The organism is Amycolatopsis sulphurea (assembly GCF_002564045.1).
Classification (GTDB): Bacteria; Actinomycetota; Actinomycetes; order Mycobacteriales; family Pseudonocardiaceae; genus Amycolatopsis; species Amycolatopsis sulphurea.
On the sequence record NZ_PDJK01000002.1, the window covers coordinates 186,703 to 205,027 of the forward strand.

General features: G+C 69.6%; 13 protein-coding genes and 1 pseudogene. 10 read left to right on the forward strand and 4 right to left on the reverse strand.

Annotation, left to right across the window (positions count from 1 at the left end; genetic code table 11):
* Window positions 1–8: 8 nt before the first annotated feature.
* Entirely contained in the window at window positions 9–3,467 is a 3,459-nt protein-coding gene (locus ATK36_RS06925; RefSeq protein WP_098510511.1) for an indolepyruvate ferredoxin oxidoreductase family protein, read from the reverse strand.
* A gap of 173 nt (window positions 3,468–3,640) precedes the next feature.
* Between ATK36_RS06925 and ATK36_RS06930 the strand changes: the two genes are divergently transcribed.
* The 3 genes from ATK36_RS06930 to ATK36_RS33320 all read left to right on the forward strand — a co-directional run bounded on the left by ATK36_RS06930 (window position 3,641) and on the right by ATK36_RS33320 (window position 6,728).
* Window positions 3,641–4,096: an Lrp/AsnC family transcriptional regulator gene (locus ATK36_RS06930; protein ID WP_098510512.1), complete on the forward strand. Its 456-nt coding sequence runs from the start codon at window positions 3,641–3,643 to the stop codon at window positions 4,094–4,096.
* Window positions 4,097–4,470: 374 nt separating this feature from the next.
* The gene (locus ATK36_RS06935; protein WP_245914463.1) at window positions 4,471–5,457 is read left to right on the forward strand and encodes a PDR/VanB family oxidoreductase; all 987 of its coding nucleotides are present in this window, start codon (window positions 4,471–4,473) and stop codon (window positions 5,455–5,457) included.
* A 26-nt stretch (window positions 5,458–5,483) separates the two neighbouring features.
* Window positions 5,484–6,728, forward strand: coding sequence for a cytochrome P450 (locus ATK36_RS33320; RefSeq protein WP_141544389.1), 1,245 nt, complete (start codon window positions 5,484–5,486; stop codon window positions 6,726–6,728).
* A gap of 197 nt (window positions 6,729–6,925) precedes the next feature.
* Here ATK36_RS33320 and ATK36_RS33325 read toward each other — a convergent pair.
* Window positions 6,926–7,099: pseudogene (locus ATK36_RS33325) on the reverse strand (GPR1/FUN34/YaaH family transporter); the annotation flags it as partial.
* A 315-nt stretch (window positions 7,100–7,414) separates the two neighbouring features.
* The gene (locus ATK36_RS31320; RefSeq protein ID WP_141544390.1) at window positions 7,415–7,771 is read right to left on the reverse strand and encodes a beta/gamma crystallin domain-containing protein; all 357 of its coding nucleotides are present in this window, start codon (window positions 7,769–7,771) and stop codon (window positions 7,415–7,417) included.
* 634 nt (window positions 7,772–8,405) lie between these two features.
* On the opposite strand from ATK36_RS31320, the gene ATK36_RS06945 reads away from it, so the two are divergent.
* The 5 genes from ATK36_RS06945 (at window position 8,406) to ATK36_RS06965 (ending at window position 17,286) form a co-directional block, all read left to right on the forward strand.
* Window positions 8,406–11,606 carry a TIM-barrel domain-containing protein gene (locus ATK36_RS06945; protein WP_211291826.1) on the forward strand — a complete coding sequence of 1,067 codons (3,201 nt, stop codon included), beginning with the start codon at window positions 8,406–8,408 and terminating at the stop codon, window positions 11,604–11,606.
* 423 nt (window positions 11,607–12,029) lie between these two features.
* Window positions 12,030–13,640 (forward strand): ABC-F family ATP-binding cassette domain-containing protein, encoded by a 1,611-nt coding sequence (locus ATK36_RS06950; protein WP_098510514.1) that lies wholly within the window; start codon window positions 12,030–12,032, stop codon window positions 13,638–13,640.
* Window positions 13,641–13,698: 58 nt separating this feature from the next.
* Complete coding sequence (locus ATK36_RS06955; RefSeq protein WP_098510515.1) at window positions 13,699–14,934, forward strand: serine hydrolase domain-containing protein; 1,236 nt, start codon at window positions 13,699–13,701, stop codon at window positions 14,932–14,934.
* 2 nt (window positions 14,935–14,936) lie between these two features.
* Window positions 14,937–16,127 (forward strand): SPFH domain-containing protein, encoded by a 1,191-nt coding sequence (locus ATK36_RS06960; RefSeq protein ID WP_098510516.1) that lies wholly within the window; start codon window positions 14,937–14,939, stop codon window positions 16,125–16,127.
* Window positions 16,128–16,149: 22 nt separating this feature from the next.
* Window positions 16,150–17,286, forward strand: a complete 1,137-nt coding sequence (locus tag ATK36_RS06965) for a TFIIB-type zinc ribbon-containing protein (RefSeq protein WP_098510517.1) — start codon at window positions 16,150–16,152, stop codon at window positions 17,284–17,286.
* Window positions 17,287–17,289: 3 nt separating this feature from the next.
* Here the strand turns inward: ATK36_RS06965 and ATK36_RS06970 are convergent, their stop codons facing one another.
* Window positions 17,290–17,670, reverse strand: coding sequence for an AAA-type ATPase lid domain-containing protein (locus tag ATK36_RS06970; protein WP_098510518.1), 381 nt, complete (start codon window positions 17,668–17,670; stop codon window positions 17,290–17,292).
* Between the two features lie 17 nt (window positions 17,671–17,687).
* Here ATK36_RS06970 and ATK36_RS06975 point away from each other — a divergent pair, with 17 nt between their 5' ends.
* Both ATK36_RS06975 and ATK36_RS06980 read left to right on the forward strand, forming a co-directional pair.
* The gene (locus ATK36_RS06975) at window positions 17,688–17,987 is read left to right on the forward strand and encodes a hypothetical protein (protein ID WP_098510519.1); all 300 of its coding nucleotides are present in this window, start codon (window positions 17,688–17,690) and stop codon (window positions 17,985–17,987) included.
* On the forward strand, window positions 17,984–18,310 hold the full coding sequence (locus tag ATK36_RS06980) for a putative quinol monooxygenase (RefSeq protein ID WP_098510520.1): 327 nt from the start codon (window positions 17,984–17,986) through the stop codon (window positions 18,308–18,310). The genes ATK36_RS06975 and ATK36_RS06980 overlap by 4 nt, the downstream gene beginning before the upstream one ends.
* Window positions 18,311–18,325: the final 15 nt, after the last annotated feature.

The window sequence follows — 18,325 nt, forward strand, 5'->3', positions numbered from 1 at the left end:
GAGCCGGTTCAGGCGCTGCGCACCGCTTCGGCCGGTTCGGTGCCCCCGGCCAGCCCGGTCAGCAGCTCGGCCTGGCGCCCGCGGTAGGCGGCCACGTTCTCGACCTTGAGTTCCTCGTACCCCCGCACGAGATCCGGCAGCCCGGCCAGTTCGGCGAGCCGCTCCTCCTCGCCGGGGGCCAGTTCCAGCGCCCGCGTCACGACTTCGCGGTACTCCCCGATCAGCTCGCGTTCGAGCCGCCGGAGCTTCGCCCGGCCGAACAGGTCGAACGGCGTGCCGCGCAGCGCCCGGCCGGAGCGCAGCACCCGCAGCACCGGGCGGAAGCTCCGGCTGCCGAGGCTGAGCTTGCGGTCCATCCCGAGCGCACGCAGCACCGGCGGGTGCAACTGGTAGGAGAACGTCGACCCGACACCGAATTCCGCTTCGATCTCGGCGATCAGCGCCGGATCCAGCGACAGCCGGGCGACCTCGTACTCGTCCTTGTAGGCCATCAGCTTGTACAGGTTGCGCGCCACCGCCTCGGCGACCACCGCGCCGGCGCGGGTGCGCACCAGCTCGACGAATTCCGCGTACTCCCGCGCGTAGCGCTCGTTCTGGTAGGCGATCAGGTCGGGCACCCGCACGTCGAGCACCCGGCCCAGTTCGGTGTCCGGCCCCGAGTGCACGAGTGCCCGCACCCGGCGGACCGCGTCACCGGAGGGGCCGGGGGCGGCGGGCACCTCGGGTGCGAGGTCGGCGGCGAGCCGGTCGGGATCGGCGACCGCCTGGCGGCCGCGGCGGAAGGCCTGCACGTTCATCTCGACCGCGGTGCCGTTGAGCGTGATGGCCTGCTCCAGGCTTTCCGCGGACACCGGCAGCGCCCCGGTCTGGTAGGCCGCGCCCAGCTGCAGCAGGTTGGCCGGCTGGTCGTCCCCGAACAGCTGCCCGGCCAGCCCGCGCGCGTCGAGGTAGTGCCGGGAGACGGTCGCGTCGTCGAGGGCGGCGCGGATGCTCGACTGCTCCGGGAAGGACACCGCGGTGTCGACGACCATCCGGCCGGTCGGCACCTCCGAAGTGGACACCACCGCCACCGTGTGGTCCGCGTCGGCCACGCCGAGGTAGGCCGGATCGGCGCCGACCAGCGGATCACAGGCGAGGTAGAGGTCGCACTCCCCGGCGGCGAGCTTCGCCGCCTGCTCCACCTCGCCGTCGGTGATCTTCACGTCGGACACCACCGCGCCGCCCTTCTGGGCGAGCCCGGTCTGGTCGAGGGTGCGTACGCGTTTGCCGTCCAATACCGCCGCCACCGCAAGGATCTGCGCCACGGTGACCACACCGGTCCCGCCGATCCCGGTGATCCGGACCGCGGCGTCGCCCTCCGCGCGCGCCGGCTCCGGCAGGACCTCGGCGGCCAGCGGTGCGACGTCGCGGCGGCGCACCTTCCCGGTCGGCACCACGGTCAGGAACGACGGGCAGTCGCCGTGCAGACAGGAGTAGTCGACGTTGCAGGACGCCTGGTGGATCTGGGTCTTGCGGCCGAATTCGGTCTGCACCGGCTGGACCGAGAGGCAGTTCGACTTCGTACCGCAGTCGCCACAGCCTTCACAGACCCGCTCGTTGACGAACACCTTCTTCGCCGGGGTCTCCTGCTTGCCACGACGGCGTTTCCGGCGCTTCTCGGCCGCGCACTCCTGATCGTGGATGAGCACCGTGACACCCTTGACCTTGGCCAGTTCCTCTTGCGTACGCAGCAGTTCCGTCCGGTCGCGGACCTCGACGCCACGCGGCAGCGCCCGCCGCCGCAGCCGGCGCGGGGCGTCCGAAGTGATCACGACCTTCGCCGCGCCCTCGACCAGCAGCAGCGCGGCGACCTGCTCCACCGGCAGTCCGCCGACCGCGTCCTGCCCGCCGGTCATCGCGACCGCGGAGTTGTAGAGCAGCTTGTAGGTGATGTCCACGCCGGCCGCCACCGCGGCCCGCACGGCGAGGCTGCCGGAGTGCATGAACGTGCCGTCACCGACGTTCTGGGTCAGGTGCGGGGTTTCCACGAACGGCGCCATGCCGATCCACTGCGCGCCCTCGCCGCCCATCTGGGTCAGGCCGATGACGTCGCCGACCTGATCCGGTTCCATGAACAAGGACATGGTGTGGCAGCCGATCCCGGCGCCGACGACCGTGCCGTCGGGCACCTTCGTCGAAGAGTTGTGCGGGCAGCCGGAGCAGAAGTACGGCGTGCGCGAAAGCAGCGGGACGGAGAGGCGTTCGCGGCGGCGGCGCGCCCGCCAGGCGCTGACCGGCTCCAGGTCGCCGTGCGCGGAGAACCGCCTGGCCAGGCCGGCCGCGATACCGTCCGGGTCGAGTTCGCCGAGTTCGGTGAACAGCAGCCGCCCGTCCGGCCCGGACTTGCCGTGCACCTGGGGCGCGTCCGGACGGCCGTAGAGGATCTCCTTGACCGCGGGCTCCACCAGCGCGCGTTTCTCCTCCACCACCACGATCTCGTCCAGGCCCCGGGCGAACTCGGTCACGATCGACGGTTCCACCGGGTGCACCACGCCGAGCTTGAGCAGCCGGATGCCGTAACGGGCCAGCTCGGCCTCGCCGAGGCCGAGCATCCGCAGCGCCTGCCGCAGGTCCAGATAGGACTTCCCGGAGGCGATCACGCCGATCCGGTCGGCCCGCCCGGAGGCGACGATCCGGTTGACCCCGCTGGCGCGCACGTACTCCAGCGCCAGCGGCAGCCGGACCCGGTGCAGGCTGTGTTCGAGGGTGGCCAGCTCAGGGCCGAGCAACCGGCTGCTCGGCCGGTGCCGGTAGGCGCCCTCGGGCAGCTCGGGGGCAGTCCACTCGGGATCGACGAGCGCGGTGCCGCCCGCGTCGGCGACGTTCGCGACCATCTTCATCGCGGTCCAGACGCCGCTGGCGCGCGACAGCTCCACCGCGTGCCTGCCGTAGTCGAGCACGTCCTGTGAATCGGCCGGGAAGAACACCGGCATCGCGAGATCGGCGAGCGCGTGTTCGGACGCGCACGGCACGGTCGAGGACTTCGCGTTCGGGTCGTCGCCGACCAGCGCGACCGCGCCGCCCCGCGGGTCGGTGCCCGCCAGGTTCGCGTGCCGCAGCGCGTCGGTCGCCCGGTCGAGGCCGGGTGCCTTGCCGTACCAGAAGCCGGTCACCCCGTCCGGGCGCAGCGTCCCGGCACGGGCGGCGAGCTGGCTGCCCATCACCGCGGTCGCGCCCAGTTCCTCGTTCACGCCCGGCTGGTGCACGATCGCGTGTTCGCCGAGCAGCTTGGCGTGCCGGGCCAGTTCCAGATCGAACCCGGCGAGCGGGGAACCCTCGTAGCCGGACACGAACGCGGCCGGATCGCCCCCGCCGCGCCGGTCGTGGCGGATCCGGTCCAGCACCATCCGGACCAGCGCCTGCACCCCGGTCAGGTAGACCGTGCCCGTCTCGCGCTGGTAACGGTCCGCCAGAGTGAACGCGCTCATCCGGCCCATCCTTCCGCCTGTTTCGTCGGCCGACGGGCTCCCGCCGTCGGGCGTGACCCACCTCACCCGCTTCTCCGCCGATGCGCAATGTACCTGCCTGCCGATCCGGTCAAGACGCAAAGGATGACACCGGGAGAACGTTTTCCGGATGTTCCTTTGCGTAGCATGACGGGATGAGCGAGGTGCTCGACGCCACGGACCACGAGATCATCGCATTGCTGCGCGCGGACGCCCGCCGCACCTTCGCCGACATCGCCGCGCAGGTGTCCCTGTCCACGGCGGCCGTGAAGCGGCGAGTCGACCGGCTTCGCCGCGACGGTGTGATCACCGGCTTCACCGTGCAAGTCGACCACAGCAAGCTCGGCTGGAGCATCGAAGCGTTCTGCCAGCTCCGGTTCTTCGGCAGCACGAAAGTGGACGAGATCGTCGAGACCACCACGAAGATCCCGGAAGCACAGGCGGTGTTCACCATCGCCGGCGACCCGGACGCGGTGGTCTGGCTGCGCGGGCGCGACATGGCCCACCTGCAGCGGACAATCGACGAACTCCGCCGCAGCCACAACATCACCAGCACCCGCACACTCATCGTGCTGGACTCCTGGATCCGCGGGCAGGACGGAAAGCTCTGAAGGGAACCGGCACGGGACTCCGAGCCCGGATCCACCCCTGCGGATCGAGCTCGGCGGCACCGCGCACCGGCCACAGTGGACGGTCAGTGCAAGTCGCTGCGCGCCGGTATCGGGACAGGATGCGGCCGACCCCGGCTCCGTAATACCGCTGCGTCGAGCCGGCGTCATTCGGCCGGGATCCAGCGGATTTCCCAGGGACAGGCAGGAAACGGGCTGTACCCGTCCCCCGCGGCCGGAAGACCCGGCCGGCGGACGAAGGTTATCGACTCATTCGTCACAAATTTGACTCAAGCGAAACCCGCGGGTACGGTCCCTCACGCACACACGCAAGGGCGCGACGGTGATCTCACGCCCCTCTCGAAGCTGGGATGTCCATGACTGAACTCGGCGAGGCAGGGCAGCTCACCGGCATGCCCCGGATGGAGCCCATCGATCTCGATGTCTCGGCGCTGCGCCGGCTGACCGCCGACGTCATCGAACTCGAACTGGTCGAGCCGACCGGCGCCGCGCTGCCGGACTGGCTGGCGGGCAGCCACGTCGACCTCGAACTGGGCAACGGCATGGTGCGTCAGTACTCGCTGTGCGGAACCCCGGGAGATCGGGAGACCTACCGCATCGCGGTCCTGCGGGAACGCAACGGCCGGGGCGGGTCGCAGTACCTGCACGACAGCGTGACGAAGGGTGACCGGGTCCGGCTCGTGGGCATCCGCAACACCTTCCGCCTGGCGGAGTCCGCGGCCCGCTACGTCTTCCTCGCGGGAGGTATCGGGATCACCCCGATCCTGTCCATGATCCACACCCTGCGGCGCCGGGATACGGACTGGATCCTCCACTACGGGGGGCGCTCGCGGGAGCTGATGCCGTTCGTCGACGAGCTGGCCGGCCTCGGGGACCGCGTCGCGCTGTACCCGCAGGACGAAACGGGCCTGCTGCCCCTGCCCGCGATCGTCGAGCGGGCCGGCACCGACAGCGCGGCACTCTACGCCTGCGGGCCGTCCGCGATGCTGGACCGGCTCCGGTCGCTCGCGGACACCACCGGCGGTGTCGACCTGCACCTGGAACGGTTCGTGGGCGCGAATTCGACCACCGCGGCGACCGGGTTCACCGTCACCCTGACCCGCAGCGGGCGCTCGCTGCACGTACCGGCCGACGCATCACTGCTCGAAGTCCTCGAAGACCACGGCATCGACATCCTCTCCTCCTGCCGCAGCGGCATCTGCGGCACCTGCGAAGTGGACGTCCTGGCGGGAAAACCCGACCACCAGGACAGCATCCTCTCCGACGCCGAACGGGCAGGGGGACGCGTCATGTTCCCCTGCGTCTCCCGGGCGGCGACCCCACGGCTCGACCTCGATCTCTGACCGATCACCCGCGGAAGGGCAGGCCCATGACCCAGCAGATCAACGACGATCACCGCCTCGAAGGGACCCCGCACGGCGAGTGGCTGCGCGGTCTCACGGTCCAGGAACTCGACGAGCAGACCGACGAAGTGTTCGCGCGCCTGCGCAGAGAGCAGCCCGTCGCGTGGGTCCCCGCGCTCGGCGCGTGGGTCGTCAGCAGCTGGGACCTCTGCCGGGAGGTCGCGACGAACGCCGAGGACTTTCCAGGCGGGACGAACGTGATGGAGGCACGCCTGTTCGGCAGTCCGCTCATCCTGGGGGCCGAGGGCGCCACCCACGCCGACCTCCGCCTCGCCGTGGGCGGGCAGTTCCACGCGAGGACTTTCAAGCAGCGGCTGGAGGAGCGGATCAGGCCCTTGGCGCGGGAGCATTGCGCGAAACTCGACCCGGCGCGTGGCTGCGAACTCATGCACGACTACTTCGAGCCGGTCAGCGTGCTCAGTGTGGCCGATGCGCTCGGCTTCCGTGAGCTGACCGCCGACACGCTGCAGCGGTGGTTCCACACCCTGGCGATGGGGTCCGCGAACACCACCGACGAGAACGGGGAGTTCCTCGATCCGCACGGTTTCGACGACGCGGACGTCGTGCGCGAAGAGGTGCGTGCCTACCTCACCGAACTGCACGCCAGGGAACGGGAAAACCCGGCCGACGGCCCCGTCGGACAGTTCTTCCGAGCCGGCCTGCCCGAGGGCGAGCTGCGGGACGTCGAGTACCTCCTGCCCTCCACCTTGGTCCTCTTCCTGGGCGGCCTGCAGGAGCCGGGGCACGCGTGCGGGACGACATTCCTCGGACTGACCACCCGCCCGGAGCAGATGCGGCGCGTCATCGACGATCCCGGGCTGCTCGGCAAGGCGATCGCCGAGGGCCTGCGGTGGATGAGTCCGCTGTACGGCGGGGCCTCCCGTACCGCCGCCCGCGACCTGTCGCTCGCTGGACAGAACGTGCGGGCCGGCGACCACCTGTGGCTGATCTACGGCTCGGCGAACGTCGACGAGTCGGAGTTCGCCGATGGCCGCACCTACGACCTGGACCGGGAGCGGCACCCGAATCTGGCGTTCGGTGTCGGCAGGCACAGCTGCGTCGGCAGCGCCTACGCGCCCCAGGTCGCTCGGATCGCCCTCGAAGAGCTCTTCCGGGCATTCCCCGGCATCAGGCTGGATCCGGAACAGCCCCCGAACCCGGCCGGGTGGCTGTTCCGCGGCGCGCGCGAACTCCATGCCCTGCTGCGTTGAGACCGCGGCGCACCTTCCCGAGCGCGCAGGACGTGGCCCGGCCGTCCCGGTGCGGCCGGGCCACTCGGTGCTACATCAGGTCTTGCGCAGCGGGAAGGTCGGCAGGATGGCGTGGCCCGCCGTGGAGTCGGTGACCGAGGCGAACGAGCCGTACCAGGCGACCGGTCCGCGAACTGCCCTACGTGGCAGGCGAACGCCGGCCAGAACGCGCCGAAGGTGCCGAACGCGGTGGCGCTGAAGGTGTTGCCCTTGCGGAATTCCCGCCTCCCGGCGAGCAGCTGGGCGATCCCGGAAGGACCACCTTCATCCAGAGGCTCCGCGTTTTCCTTTGTATCGCAACGGGTTCGGGTGCCACCGGCCGCATGAGTCATGGCCACACCAGGTCGCCCATGGTCACGCGGAATGTCTCACTGTCCCCATGGTCCCACTGATCAAGAATTGTTCTTGTCCGGCGATGAACCCGCTGAATGCGTAGCCAGGACAGCAATGACGTGGCGGCGGACGCGGCCCGCTGACCTGATCACCAGGACTCGACGCCCAGATGATCGCCGAAGGCCGCCCCCACCCTCCACTTGTGCCCGACCAGCCCCTTCTCCGGGTTCACGGGCAGACCGACATTTCATGATGTTCCCACGGCGCGTCCGGCTCGCGCCGCGACGGACGTCCGCATTGCCATGGAACGAGACTCAGTTGATGTGAATGCGAGTCACCAAACTAGGATTCATCCGGAAGCCCTCCCACTTGGCGAACGTGTGCCGCCTGGGGCCATCACCGGGGTTGTACTCAAACCACCCGGCGTTGTTGCCACTCCGGAAGTTTTCCACACCACCTTGATTCAAGGTGATCTCACCTGCGTTGGCGAAGCACCTGTCGGTGCCAGTCCCGTTCCAGTTGCGGATGCCCAGGTGAAAGTACTCATTTTTGTAGTCAAATGAACATTCGATGAAGTTGATCTCACGGGACGCAAAAGCAGGAGCGGCTCCGATACCGAGAGTCGTCGCGACCAGCGCGACGACGACAGCGGCAGCTCGTGTTTTTTTCATGACACACCTCTCGGTTTTTCCTGTGATACTCACGTTTCAACGCGAGGCGAAACAAGCGCCCGTCGCTGACGACGACGGCAACCAGCCGGGTCGAACGCACGACTCACAAAACAGAGAATGACGATCTTTCCGCGGCGACCCGACCGCGTCAGACGCTTGGTGAGCTTGGACTCGTGATTGATGATCGATCCACCGAATCAGCCTGGCGACCGCGCACCCGTTATTCGAGGGGACCTGCTGGGGGACGGCGGGCGCCTGCCACGGACGGCAGTCACCCGCGTGACCGTTGTCGGACGATCCTCTCTTGTGAAGAGGAAGGTAACCGCCTGTTTGGCGGATACTGCGCCCTGGACCCTACGCTCGGATGAGCAGTCCGGTGTGGACACTGCCCCTTTGGCCACTGCCGCCTGCCTCGCCGGGCAGCCGCACTTTGTGGATCATGGCTGGTCAGGCCGTGTGTGGCCCCGCCTGATCGGGAAGACAGCCGCCTCAAGATCATCATGGCGGCCGGCGCACCTCCGAGCGGCTGTCCGGACAGCTTCGCCCGAATGGTCTGGACAAGCCCACAAGCCGTGTGCTGTTATCTTCCCGACATTCTTCCAACGTTGTAAACGGCTCCGAGAAGGAGAGCGCTTTGCGCGCGACGGCAGGAATCTTCAGACGGCTGGGCATCCTCACGGCCGCGGTCTGCACCACGGTCACCGGGCTGTCCGCACCCCCGGCGACCGCGTCCGTGCAGACCCAGACGGTGACCACGGCGAATGCCCGGTTCCAGGTCCTCTCCCCCACCTTGATCCGCACCGAGTACTCCGGCGACGGAAACTTCGCCGACCCGGCCACTTTCAACGCGATCGGCCGCGGCTCGTTCGCCGCGACTCCGTTCACCTCCACCGTTTCCGGTGGGGTGCTGACCATCCGGACCAGCGCGGTGAGCCTGAGCTACCGGCTCGGTTCCGGCCCGTTCGACACGAGCAACCTCAGCGTGCGGCTGACCGCCGGGACCCCCGTCACCGCGGCGCCGTGGCAGCGCCTCGTCTGCGCGGCAGGCGAGCTGTGCGAGGCGGAAGAACTGTCCCACGACGGCCCCGGCGTGGGGACCGACCACAAGGGCAGCACCGGCACCGGCTTCCTGGCCGGTTTCGAGGGCGACGGCGCCACGGTGTCCGCCGACGTGGAAGCCCCAGCGGACGGCGCTTACACGCTGTCGACCCGCTACGCCAACGGCCAGGGCGGCGACAGCCAGCATGTCACGCGCACGCTGAGCGTGACCGTCGACGGCGGCCCCTCGCAAAAGCTCTCCCTGCCCGCTACCACCGACTGGGACACCTGGTCGGTCGCGTCGGTCGACCTGCCGCTCAGCGCCGGGCGCCACACTGTCGCGCTCACCCGGGCACCGGGCGACTCGGGGCATGTCAACCTGGACAGCCTCGCCGTGCTGCAGAAGGGCGCGCAGTACCCCTCGACGTCGGCACGGGCGATCACCGGTTGCGGATTCGGCGCGAGCTGCGAAGCCGAGGACGGCCGGCTGGCCGGGACCACGGCGATCGCCACCGACCACAACGGGCACTCCGGCTCCGGATTCACCGCCGGAATGCAGCAGGGCGGCGGCCTCACCCAGCGGATCGAGAACGTGCCCGCCGACGGCAAGTACGCCTTGCACGTCCGCTACGCCAACGGAACCGGCGGCGACGGCAAGCACGAGACCCGCACTGTCAACGTCACCGCGAACGGTACGACCCGGCAGCTGCAGCTCCCGGCGACCGCCGATTGGGACACCTGGAACACCGCGTCGATCCCGGTGGATCTCAAGGCGGGCAAGGGCGAAGTCGCGCTCGGCTGCCGGGACGCGAACAGCTGCCACATCAACGCCGACACACTCTCTGTCACGCCGCTCGACGCGCCCGCCCCGCAGCCGCACTTCGCACTCGGGCGGTACCGCCGCGGCCTTGACGGCGTGAACGGCGAGAAGGGCGCACCGGCGACCGTCGAAGGGTTGCTGCACCAGGACGGCTGGTACCTGCTGGACGACACCGCTTCGGCCTTCTACGACCAGCGCAGCGGCAAGGTGACCCAACGCCCGTCGCACGGCGGAAAGCCTTACCAGGACGGGTACCTCTTCGGTTTCGGCCGGGACTACCAGGGCGGCCTGAAGACGCTGTCGCAGCTGACCGGGCCGCCCAAGCTGCTGCCGCGCTGGGCGTATGGCGTGTGGTACTCGGAGTACATCGACCGCACCGAAGCCGATTACCGCAACACCATCCTGCCCAAGTTCCGCTCCGAAGGCGTTCCGCTCGACGTGCTCGTGGTCGACACCGATTTCAAGGCGCCGGACACCTGGAACGGCTGGGAGATGGACCGGAAGAAGTTCCCGGACCCGAAGGGATTCTTCTCCTGGGCACACGGCGAGGGCCTGCACACCACACTGAACATCCACCCGAGCATCCAGGAATCCGACCCGCAGTACGCGAAGGCGCAGTCGATCGCAAAGGGCAAGCTGGCACCCGGCTGCGGCGACGGCTGCCGTGTCTTCGACTGGGGTGATCCCGACCAGCTGAAGGCCTATCTGAGCCTGCACAACGACATGAACCAGGCGGGCAACGACTTCTGGTGGCTCGACTGGTGCTGCGACGCCGCGCGGTCCTCCCTGCCCGGAGTCACGCCGGACGCGTGGATCAACCAGCAGTACGCGGCGAACATGCCCGGACGTGGGTTCGCGTTCTCCCGCGCCTACGGATCGTTGCAGTCCGGCGGGTACGGGAACCCGACCGCGGTGCCGACCGGGCCGTGGGCGGACAAGCGCAGCACCCTGCACTTCACCGGGGACACGCTGTCCACCTGGGGCACCCTGGCGATGGAAATCGGTGCCACACCGAACGAATCCGCGGCCACCGGGATGTCCGCGATCAGCCACGACATCGGCGGACATGTCGACACCGCCGGCCTTCCCGGCGGGGAGACCTATGTGGAGAAAGGACAGCAGAAGCGCACCACGAAGCTGCCCGACGACCTGTACGCGCGGTGGGTGCAGCTGGGCACCTTCCAGCCGATCGACCGGTTGCACAGCAACCACAGCGACCGGTTGCCCTGGCAGTACGGGCCGGAAGCCGGTGCCTCCGCCAAGAAGTTCCTGAACCTGCGTGAGAATCTGGTGCCCTACACCTATTCCCTCGCACAGCAGGCGGCCACGACCGGGGTGCCGGTGGTACGCCCGACGTACCTGCAGTACCCGAACGAAGCCGCCGCGTACCCGGCCGCGTCGAAGGAGTACTTCTACGGCCCGGACGTGCTCGTCGCGCCGGTGACCACCCCTGGGTCGAAGGCGGACACCAGCGTGTGGTTCCCGCCGGGTCAGTGGACCGACTACTTCACCGGCCGCACCTATCAGGGCGGCACCACCCAGACCGTGTCCACGGACCTGGGCACCATGCCGGTCTTCCTCCGCTCGGGCGGCATCCTCGCCACGCACACCGCGAACGTCCAGCACGACGCGGCAGCGGATCAGCTCACCGTGACCGCGGCGGTGGGCGGGTCGGGCACCTTCCCGCTGTACGAGGACGACGGCGAGCACGCAAACCGGAGTTCGACCACGAAAATCGGCTATGCGGAGCGGAACGGCCGGCACACGCTGACCGTCGCCCCGACCGCCGGTAAGTACCCCGGGCAACCCGCACAGCGAACCTGGACCGTGGCGTTGACCGGACTTGCCTCCGCACCGGCGAACGTCACGGTGAACGGCAAGGCCGTGACCGGGTCCTGGGACAGCGCCAAGCACGTCCTCACCGTGCAGGCGCCGAAGCAGCCGATCGGGCAGGCGCTGACCGTCAGCGCCTGGTGATTCCCGCGGCCGGTGCTGCATGCTGTGAAGGGGCCCTTCACGGACTCTGAGTCCGTGAAGGGCCCCTTCACGGACTGCTGCGCCCCTTCACGGACTGCAGCACCGGCCGAGCGCGCACGGACGCGGTATCGTGGCCGGCGGAACGTCCCTTTCGGAAGGAACCGAGCCGTGGCAGGTGAAGACGACATCTCCGGGTGAGCCCGGGGCATGAGCCATCGGCGGGCCAGTCCCGCACCGGCTCCGGCCCCTTCGCACCGGACAGCAGCACGCACCCGCCGTCATACGCGCGTGCGTCAGGGATCTCCCCAGCGCAGCTCGGGGAGGGACGGATGCGGTCCAGTCGCGCGTGGCCGCCTTCGTCGTCCGACACCGTCCTGTGCGGGGCCGTCGTGCGCCCTGCCGATCCATCGCGAGGCCTTGACCATGTCCGATCTTCGTATCGTCCTGTCCGGGATCTCCTTCTCCTGGGCGGACGGCACGCCGGTTTTCGACCGGCTTTCCGCCACCTTCCCCACCGGCCGCACCGGGCTGGTCGCTCCGAACGGCGCGGGGAAATCCACGCTGCTCAAGCTCATCGCCGGGCGGCTCGCACCGGCCGCGGGCAGTGTCACCGCCGACGGCCTGCTCGGCTACCTGCCGCAGGATCTCCCGCTCACCACCGACCGCACCGTCGCCGAGGTGCTCGGTGCCGACGCGATCCTCCATGCCATCACGGCGATCGAAGGGGGCGACGCGGACGAAGCACACTTCACCACCATCGGCGCCGACTGGGACATCGAAGACCGCACCCGCGCCCAGCTCGACCGGCTCGGGCTCGACGACGTGGACCTGGACCGGCGGCTGGACACGCTCAGCGGCGGCCAGATCGTGTCGCTCGGCTTGGCCGCGCAACTGATGCGTGAACCCGATGTACTGCTGCTCGACGAACCCACCAACAACCTCGACCGGCACGCCCGTGACCAGTTGTACGCGGTGCTGGAGAGCTGGCCCGGCTGCCTCGTCGTGGTCAGCCACGACCGCGCGCTGCTCGACCGGATGGACCGGATCGCCGAGCTCGAACCCGGCGGTATCCGTTTCTACGGCGGCACTTTCACCGAGTACGAGGCCGCAGTACAGGCCGAGCGCGAGGTGGCGGAGAAGAACATCCGCAACGCCGAGCAAGAGGTCAAACGCGAGAAACGCGAGATGCAACAGGCACGCGAACGCGCCGCGCGCCGGGCGAGCAACGCCGCGCGCAACGTCGCCGACGCGGGGCTGCCGAAGATCTTCGCCGGCACCATGAAACGCAACGCCCAGGAGTCCGCAGGGAAGGCCGATGGCACGCACTCCGCCCGGGTAGGCGCGGCCAAGGCCAAGCTCGACCAGGCGGAACGCGCCCTGCGCGACGAGCAGAAAATCAGCCTGGAACTGCCGAAAACCGCGGTACCCGCCGGGCGCACGCTCTTCACCGGCAAGCATTTGCGTGTCCGGGATCTGTTCCCTGGAGAGGGCGTGGAGCTGTCCGTCCGCGGCCCCGAGCGGATCGCACTGACCGGCCCGAATGGCTCCGGCAAGTCGACCCTGCTGCGCCTCGTGCACGGCGCCCTCGACCCGGATTCCGGCGCGATGAGCCGGGCCGAAGGCCGGGTCGCCTACCTGTCGCAACGACTGGATCTGCTCGACCCCGGCCGCACGGTCGCGCAGAACCTCGCCGCCGCGGCTCCGGAGATGCCGCCCGCGGACCGGATGAACCTGCTGGCCCGGTTCCTGTTCCGCGGCGACCGCGCGCACCTGCCGGTCGACGTGCTCTCCGGCGGCGAACGGTTGCGCGCCACACTGGCCTGCGTCCTGTTCGCCGAGCCCGCCCCGCAACTGCTGCTGCTCGACGAGCCGACGAACAATCTCGACCTGGTCAGCACCGCGCAGCTGGAAAGCGCGCTCAATGCCTACCGGGGCGCGTTCGTCGTGGTCAGCCACGACGAACGGTTCCTCACCGAGATCGGGATCGACCGGCGGCTACGGCTGGCCGGCGGAGTACTGGAGGAGATCGGCTGAACCCGGTGTCCGGACCACGAATCCGGCACCGACTGGACAGTGAGAGAAGGGAAGCGTCATGACGGATCTGTCCGAGCTGCTGAATCACTACGTGGAGACCGGGTATCTCCCGGGCGCAGTGGCGCTGGTCGCCCGCGGCGACGACGTCCGCGTCGAGACCGCCGGGACCCTCGATGCCGAGGGTACCGCGCCGATGACCGCCGAGTCGATCTTCCGGTTCGCCTCGATCACCAAGCCGATCACCGCCGCCGCGGTGCTGATGCTGATCGAGGACGGCGTTCTCGGTCTCGACGAGCCGGTGCAGCGGTGGCTGCCGGAACTCGCCGGCCGGGTCGTGGTGCGCACCCCGGAAAGCCCGGTCGACGACGTGGTCCCGGCCCGCCGTCCGATCACCGTGGCCGACCTGCTCACCAGCTGCAGCGGCTACGGTTTCGCGTCGGACTTCTCGCTCCCCCAGGTGCAGCGACTGTTCACTGTGGACACTGACGGCCGTGAGGTCCAGCAGCGCCCGGCACCGGACGAGTGGCTCGCCGCGCTGGCCCGGCTCCCGCTGCTGCACCATCCGGGCGAAGCGTTCCTCTACAACACCAGCTCCGACCTGCAGGGCATCCTGATCGCGCGGGCGAGCGGCCGGCCCCTGCCGGAGTTCCTCGCGCAACGGCTGCTTGAGCCGCTGGGCATGACCGACACCGGATTCGTCGTGCCGGAGGCCGACCGGGGCCGATTCACCAGCTACTACCGCCCGGCCCCGGACGGCGGGCTGGAACAGGCCGACACCCCGGACGGCCAGTGGAGCAGGCCGCAGGCCTTCCCGTCCGGCGCGGGCGGGCTGGCGGGGACGGCGGGCGACTGGCTCCGGTTCGCCCGGATGCTGCTGGCCGGCGGCGTCGGCGAAGGCGGCCGGCTGCTTTCGGCGGAGTCCGTGCGGCAGATGACCACCAACCACCTGACCGCACCCCAGCGAGCCACGGGCGCCTTGTTCCTGGACGGCCAGGGCTGGGGCTACGGAGGGGGCGTCGACCTGACACGCACCGAACCGTGGCAGATACCCGGCCGTTACGGCTGGGTCGGTGGTTCCGGCACCAGCGCGCACCTGATCCCGGCCACCGGCGAAGTCGCCATCCTGCTCACCCAGCGCGGGATGGCCGATCCGGCACCGACGCCGATACTCAGGGACTTCTGGCAGTGCGTCGCCGGGGACCAAGCCGGATCCACCGGCCGACCGGACCCACACAGGCGGAGGCGGTACAGTCGCCCGCGGGTCCGGAGTGAGCCAGGCTTGGCAGAGGGGTAGACGTGGGGATTTTCGACAAGATCCGCGGCGAGTTCATCGACATCATCGAATGGACCGACGACAGCCGGGACACCATCGTGTGGCGCTTCCCGCGCCACGAGAACGAGATCAAGATGGGCGCCAAGCTCACCGTCCGGGAGTCGCAGGCGGCGGTCTTCGTCAACGAGGGACAGGTCGCGGACGCCTACCCGCCCGGCATGTACACCCTGCAGACGCAGAACATGCCGGTCTTGTCCACCCTCAAGGGCTGGAAGTACGGATTCAACTCGCCGTTCAAGGCCGAGGTCTACTTCGTCAACACCCGCCAGTTCACCGATCTCAAATGGGGCACGCAGAACCCGATCATCCTGCGGGACCCGGAGTTCGGCATGGTACGGCTGCGCGCGTTCGGCGGTTACGCGGTGCGCGTGGTCGAGCCGGTCGCGCTGCTCAAGGAGCTGGCGGGCACCGATCCGCGGTTCCGCACCGAGGAGGTCTCCGAATACCTCCGGCAGCTGATCATCGGCAAGCTCGGCCCGGCGATCGCCGGCGCCGGAGTGCCCATGCTCGACCTGGTCACCCAGCAGGATCAGCTCGGCGGCGCGATCGCCAACGCGCTCAACCTGGAGCTGCGGGCCAACGGGATCGAGATCTCGAAGTTCGTCATCGAGAACATCTCGGTCCCGCCCGAGGTCGAGGCCGCGATGGACAAGCGGACCCAGATGGGCGTGGTCGGCAACCTGGACCAGTACACCCAGTTCCAGTCCGCGAACGCGATCGAGGCCGCCGCACAGAACCAGGGGGGCGCGGGCGAGGGGCTGGGCATCGGGCTGGGCATGGCGCTCGGCCAGCGCGTCGCCGGGCCGCAGGGCCAGCAGCAGTACCAGCAACCCCAGTACCAGCAGCAGCAATACCAGCAGCCGCCGACCGGACCGCAGTACCAGCAGCAGCCCCCGGCCGCGCCGCAGTATCAGCAGGCCCCGCCGGGGCCGCCGCCGCTGCCGCAGGCCGAGCAGTGGTTCCTCGGCGCGGGCGGTCAGCAGCTCGGGCCGTTCGACCGCGCACAGCTGGGCCAGCAGGTCGGTGCGGGCACGCTGACCCGCGAGACCCTGGTCTGGAAGAACGGGATGGCCGCGTGGACCCCGGCCGCGCAGGTGCCGGAGGTCGCCGCGCTGCTCGGCGCGACCCCGCCGCCGCTGCCGCCGCAGTCCTGACCATCCACTCCCGGGGGACCTGATGACCGACCCACGTTTCCAGCAGGCCGGTGTCGCGGCCACGACCTACCCGTGTGGCGGCTGCGGCGCGCGCCTGGAGTTCGCGCCCGGCAGCACCGGCATGCAATGCCCGTACTGCGGGTACCGGCAGGAGATCACCGCCGGGGACCGGCAGATCCGCGAGATCCCGTTCGGCGAGCTGGCCGGGCTGGCCCGCAAACCGGTGGGCAGCATCGGCAAGTACGTGTTCGCCTGCCAGCGCTGCGCGGCCCGCACCGAGACGAACGAGACGGCGAGCCTCTGCCAGTTCTGCGGTGCACCCCTGGTGATCGACCCGGCGGCGTCCGGTCAGCTGGTCCCCGAAGGGGTGCTGCCGTTCCAGGTCGATCGCGCCGCGGTGAGCACGCACCTGAAGAAGTGGACCGGGTCGCGCCGCTTCGCGCCCAACGCGCTGAAGAAGGTCACCACCGCGGAGAGCACCAAGAGCACCTACCTGCCGCACTGGACCTACGACTCGCAGACCGAGTCGTTCTACACCGGGCAGCGCGGCGAGTACTACTACGTCAACGAGACCTATTACGAGAACGGGCAGCGCAAGACCCGCCGCGTCCGGCGGACCCGGTGGTACCCGGCGCAGGGCCAGGTGGCCAGGGCGTTCGACGACGTGCTGGTCCCGGCGAGCACCCAGATCGCGCCGGCCCAGGTGGACAAGCTGGCGCCGTGGCCGCTGCCGGACGCCCAGCCGTACCAGCCGGAGTTCCTCGCCGGGCACTTCGCGCTGCGCTACGACCTCGAACCGGAGACCGGGTTCGCGGAGGCCAAGCGGCGGATGGCCCCGGTCATCGAGAACGACTGCGAGCGCGACATCGGCGGGGACACGCAGAAGGTGCATTCGGTGGACACCCGGCATCACGAGGTGTCGTTCAAGCTGATGCTGCTGCCGGTGTGGGTCGCCAGTTACGTCTACCAGGGCAAGACCTGGCAGATCCTGGTCAACGGCCGCACCGGCGAGATCCACGGCGAACGGCCGTGGAGCAAGGCGAAGATCGCTGTCGCGGTGGTGATCGCGCTGATCGTGGTGGCCGCGATCGTCTACTTCGCGGTCACGAGCGGGCACAGCAGCACGTCGACCGGGCGCCACAGCGGCACGCACCACTGACCGTCAGGAACGCAGCTGCCGCGCCTTGATGCCGCACTGCGTCATCTTGCGGTAGATCGTCGCGCGCGCCATGCCCAGTTCGGCCGCGGCGGCCACCACCGTGGCGCCGGGCTGGGCGAGGCAGCGCACGATCTCGTCGCGTTCCATCGCCTGCAGGCGGCTGAGCCGGTGCCCGGCGTTGGTGAACACGTCGGCGGGCAGGTGCGGCACGTCGATCACCTCGGACCGGGCCGCGGCCTCGCGCACGACCCGGCGTAGCTGCTTGACGTTCTCCGGCCAGTCGAAAGCGGCCGGCGCCCGCGCGGCGGCCGGGGTGAAGCCGACCTCACGGCCGCGCACCCGGTGCGCGAAGTGGCGCGTCGTCCGGGCGGACACGGCGTCCACGTTCGCTCACCCAGCTGGTGCTCGAAGGGGCGCCGGCCTCGGACGTCCGCGAGTTCGTGGAATTCACCACCCGGCTGGGGCTGCCCACCACGCTCACCGAAACCGGGCTGCGCACCGACGACACCGATACGCTGCGAGTCGTCGCGGACGCGGCGACGGCGCCCGGGGAGACCATCCACGCCATGCCGTTCGAGGTGCGCGGAGAGGACGTGCTCGCCGCGCTCGTCTCCGTCGAACGGCTGGCCCGGCGGATCCGTGCCGCGGCGAAGCTGCCCGAACCGGTACCGCACGTGCCTAGGACGAAGGAGAGCACATGATCTTCATCACCGCGAAGTTCCTCATCAAGCCCGAACATGCGGACGACTGGCCGGAGATCTCGCGCGCGTTCACCGAAGCGACCCGCGCCGAGCCTGGCTGTCTCTGGTACGACTGGTCCCGCAGCCTGGCCGACCCGAACGAATACGTGCTCGTCGAAGCGTTTCGCGACGACGACGCGGGCGCCGCGCACGTCGGCTCGGCGCATTTCAAGGCCGCGCAACAGGAACTGCCGCCGTACCTGGCGCAGACCCCGCGCATCGTCAACGCGAAGGTGGACCAGGACGACTGGTCCGAGCTGGGCGAGCTGGCCGTCCGGGACTGACCGCCAGGGGCCGCC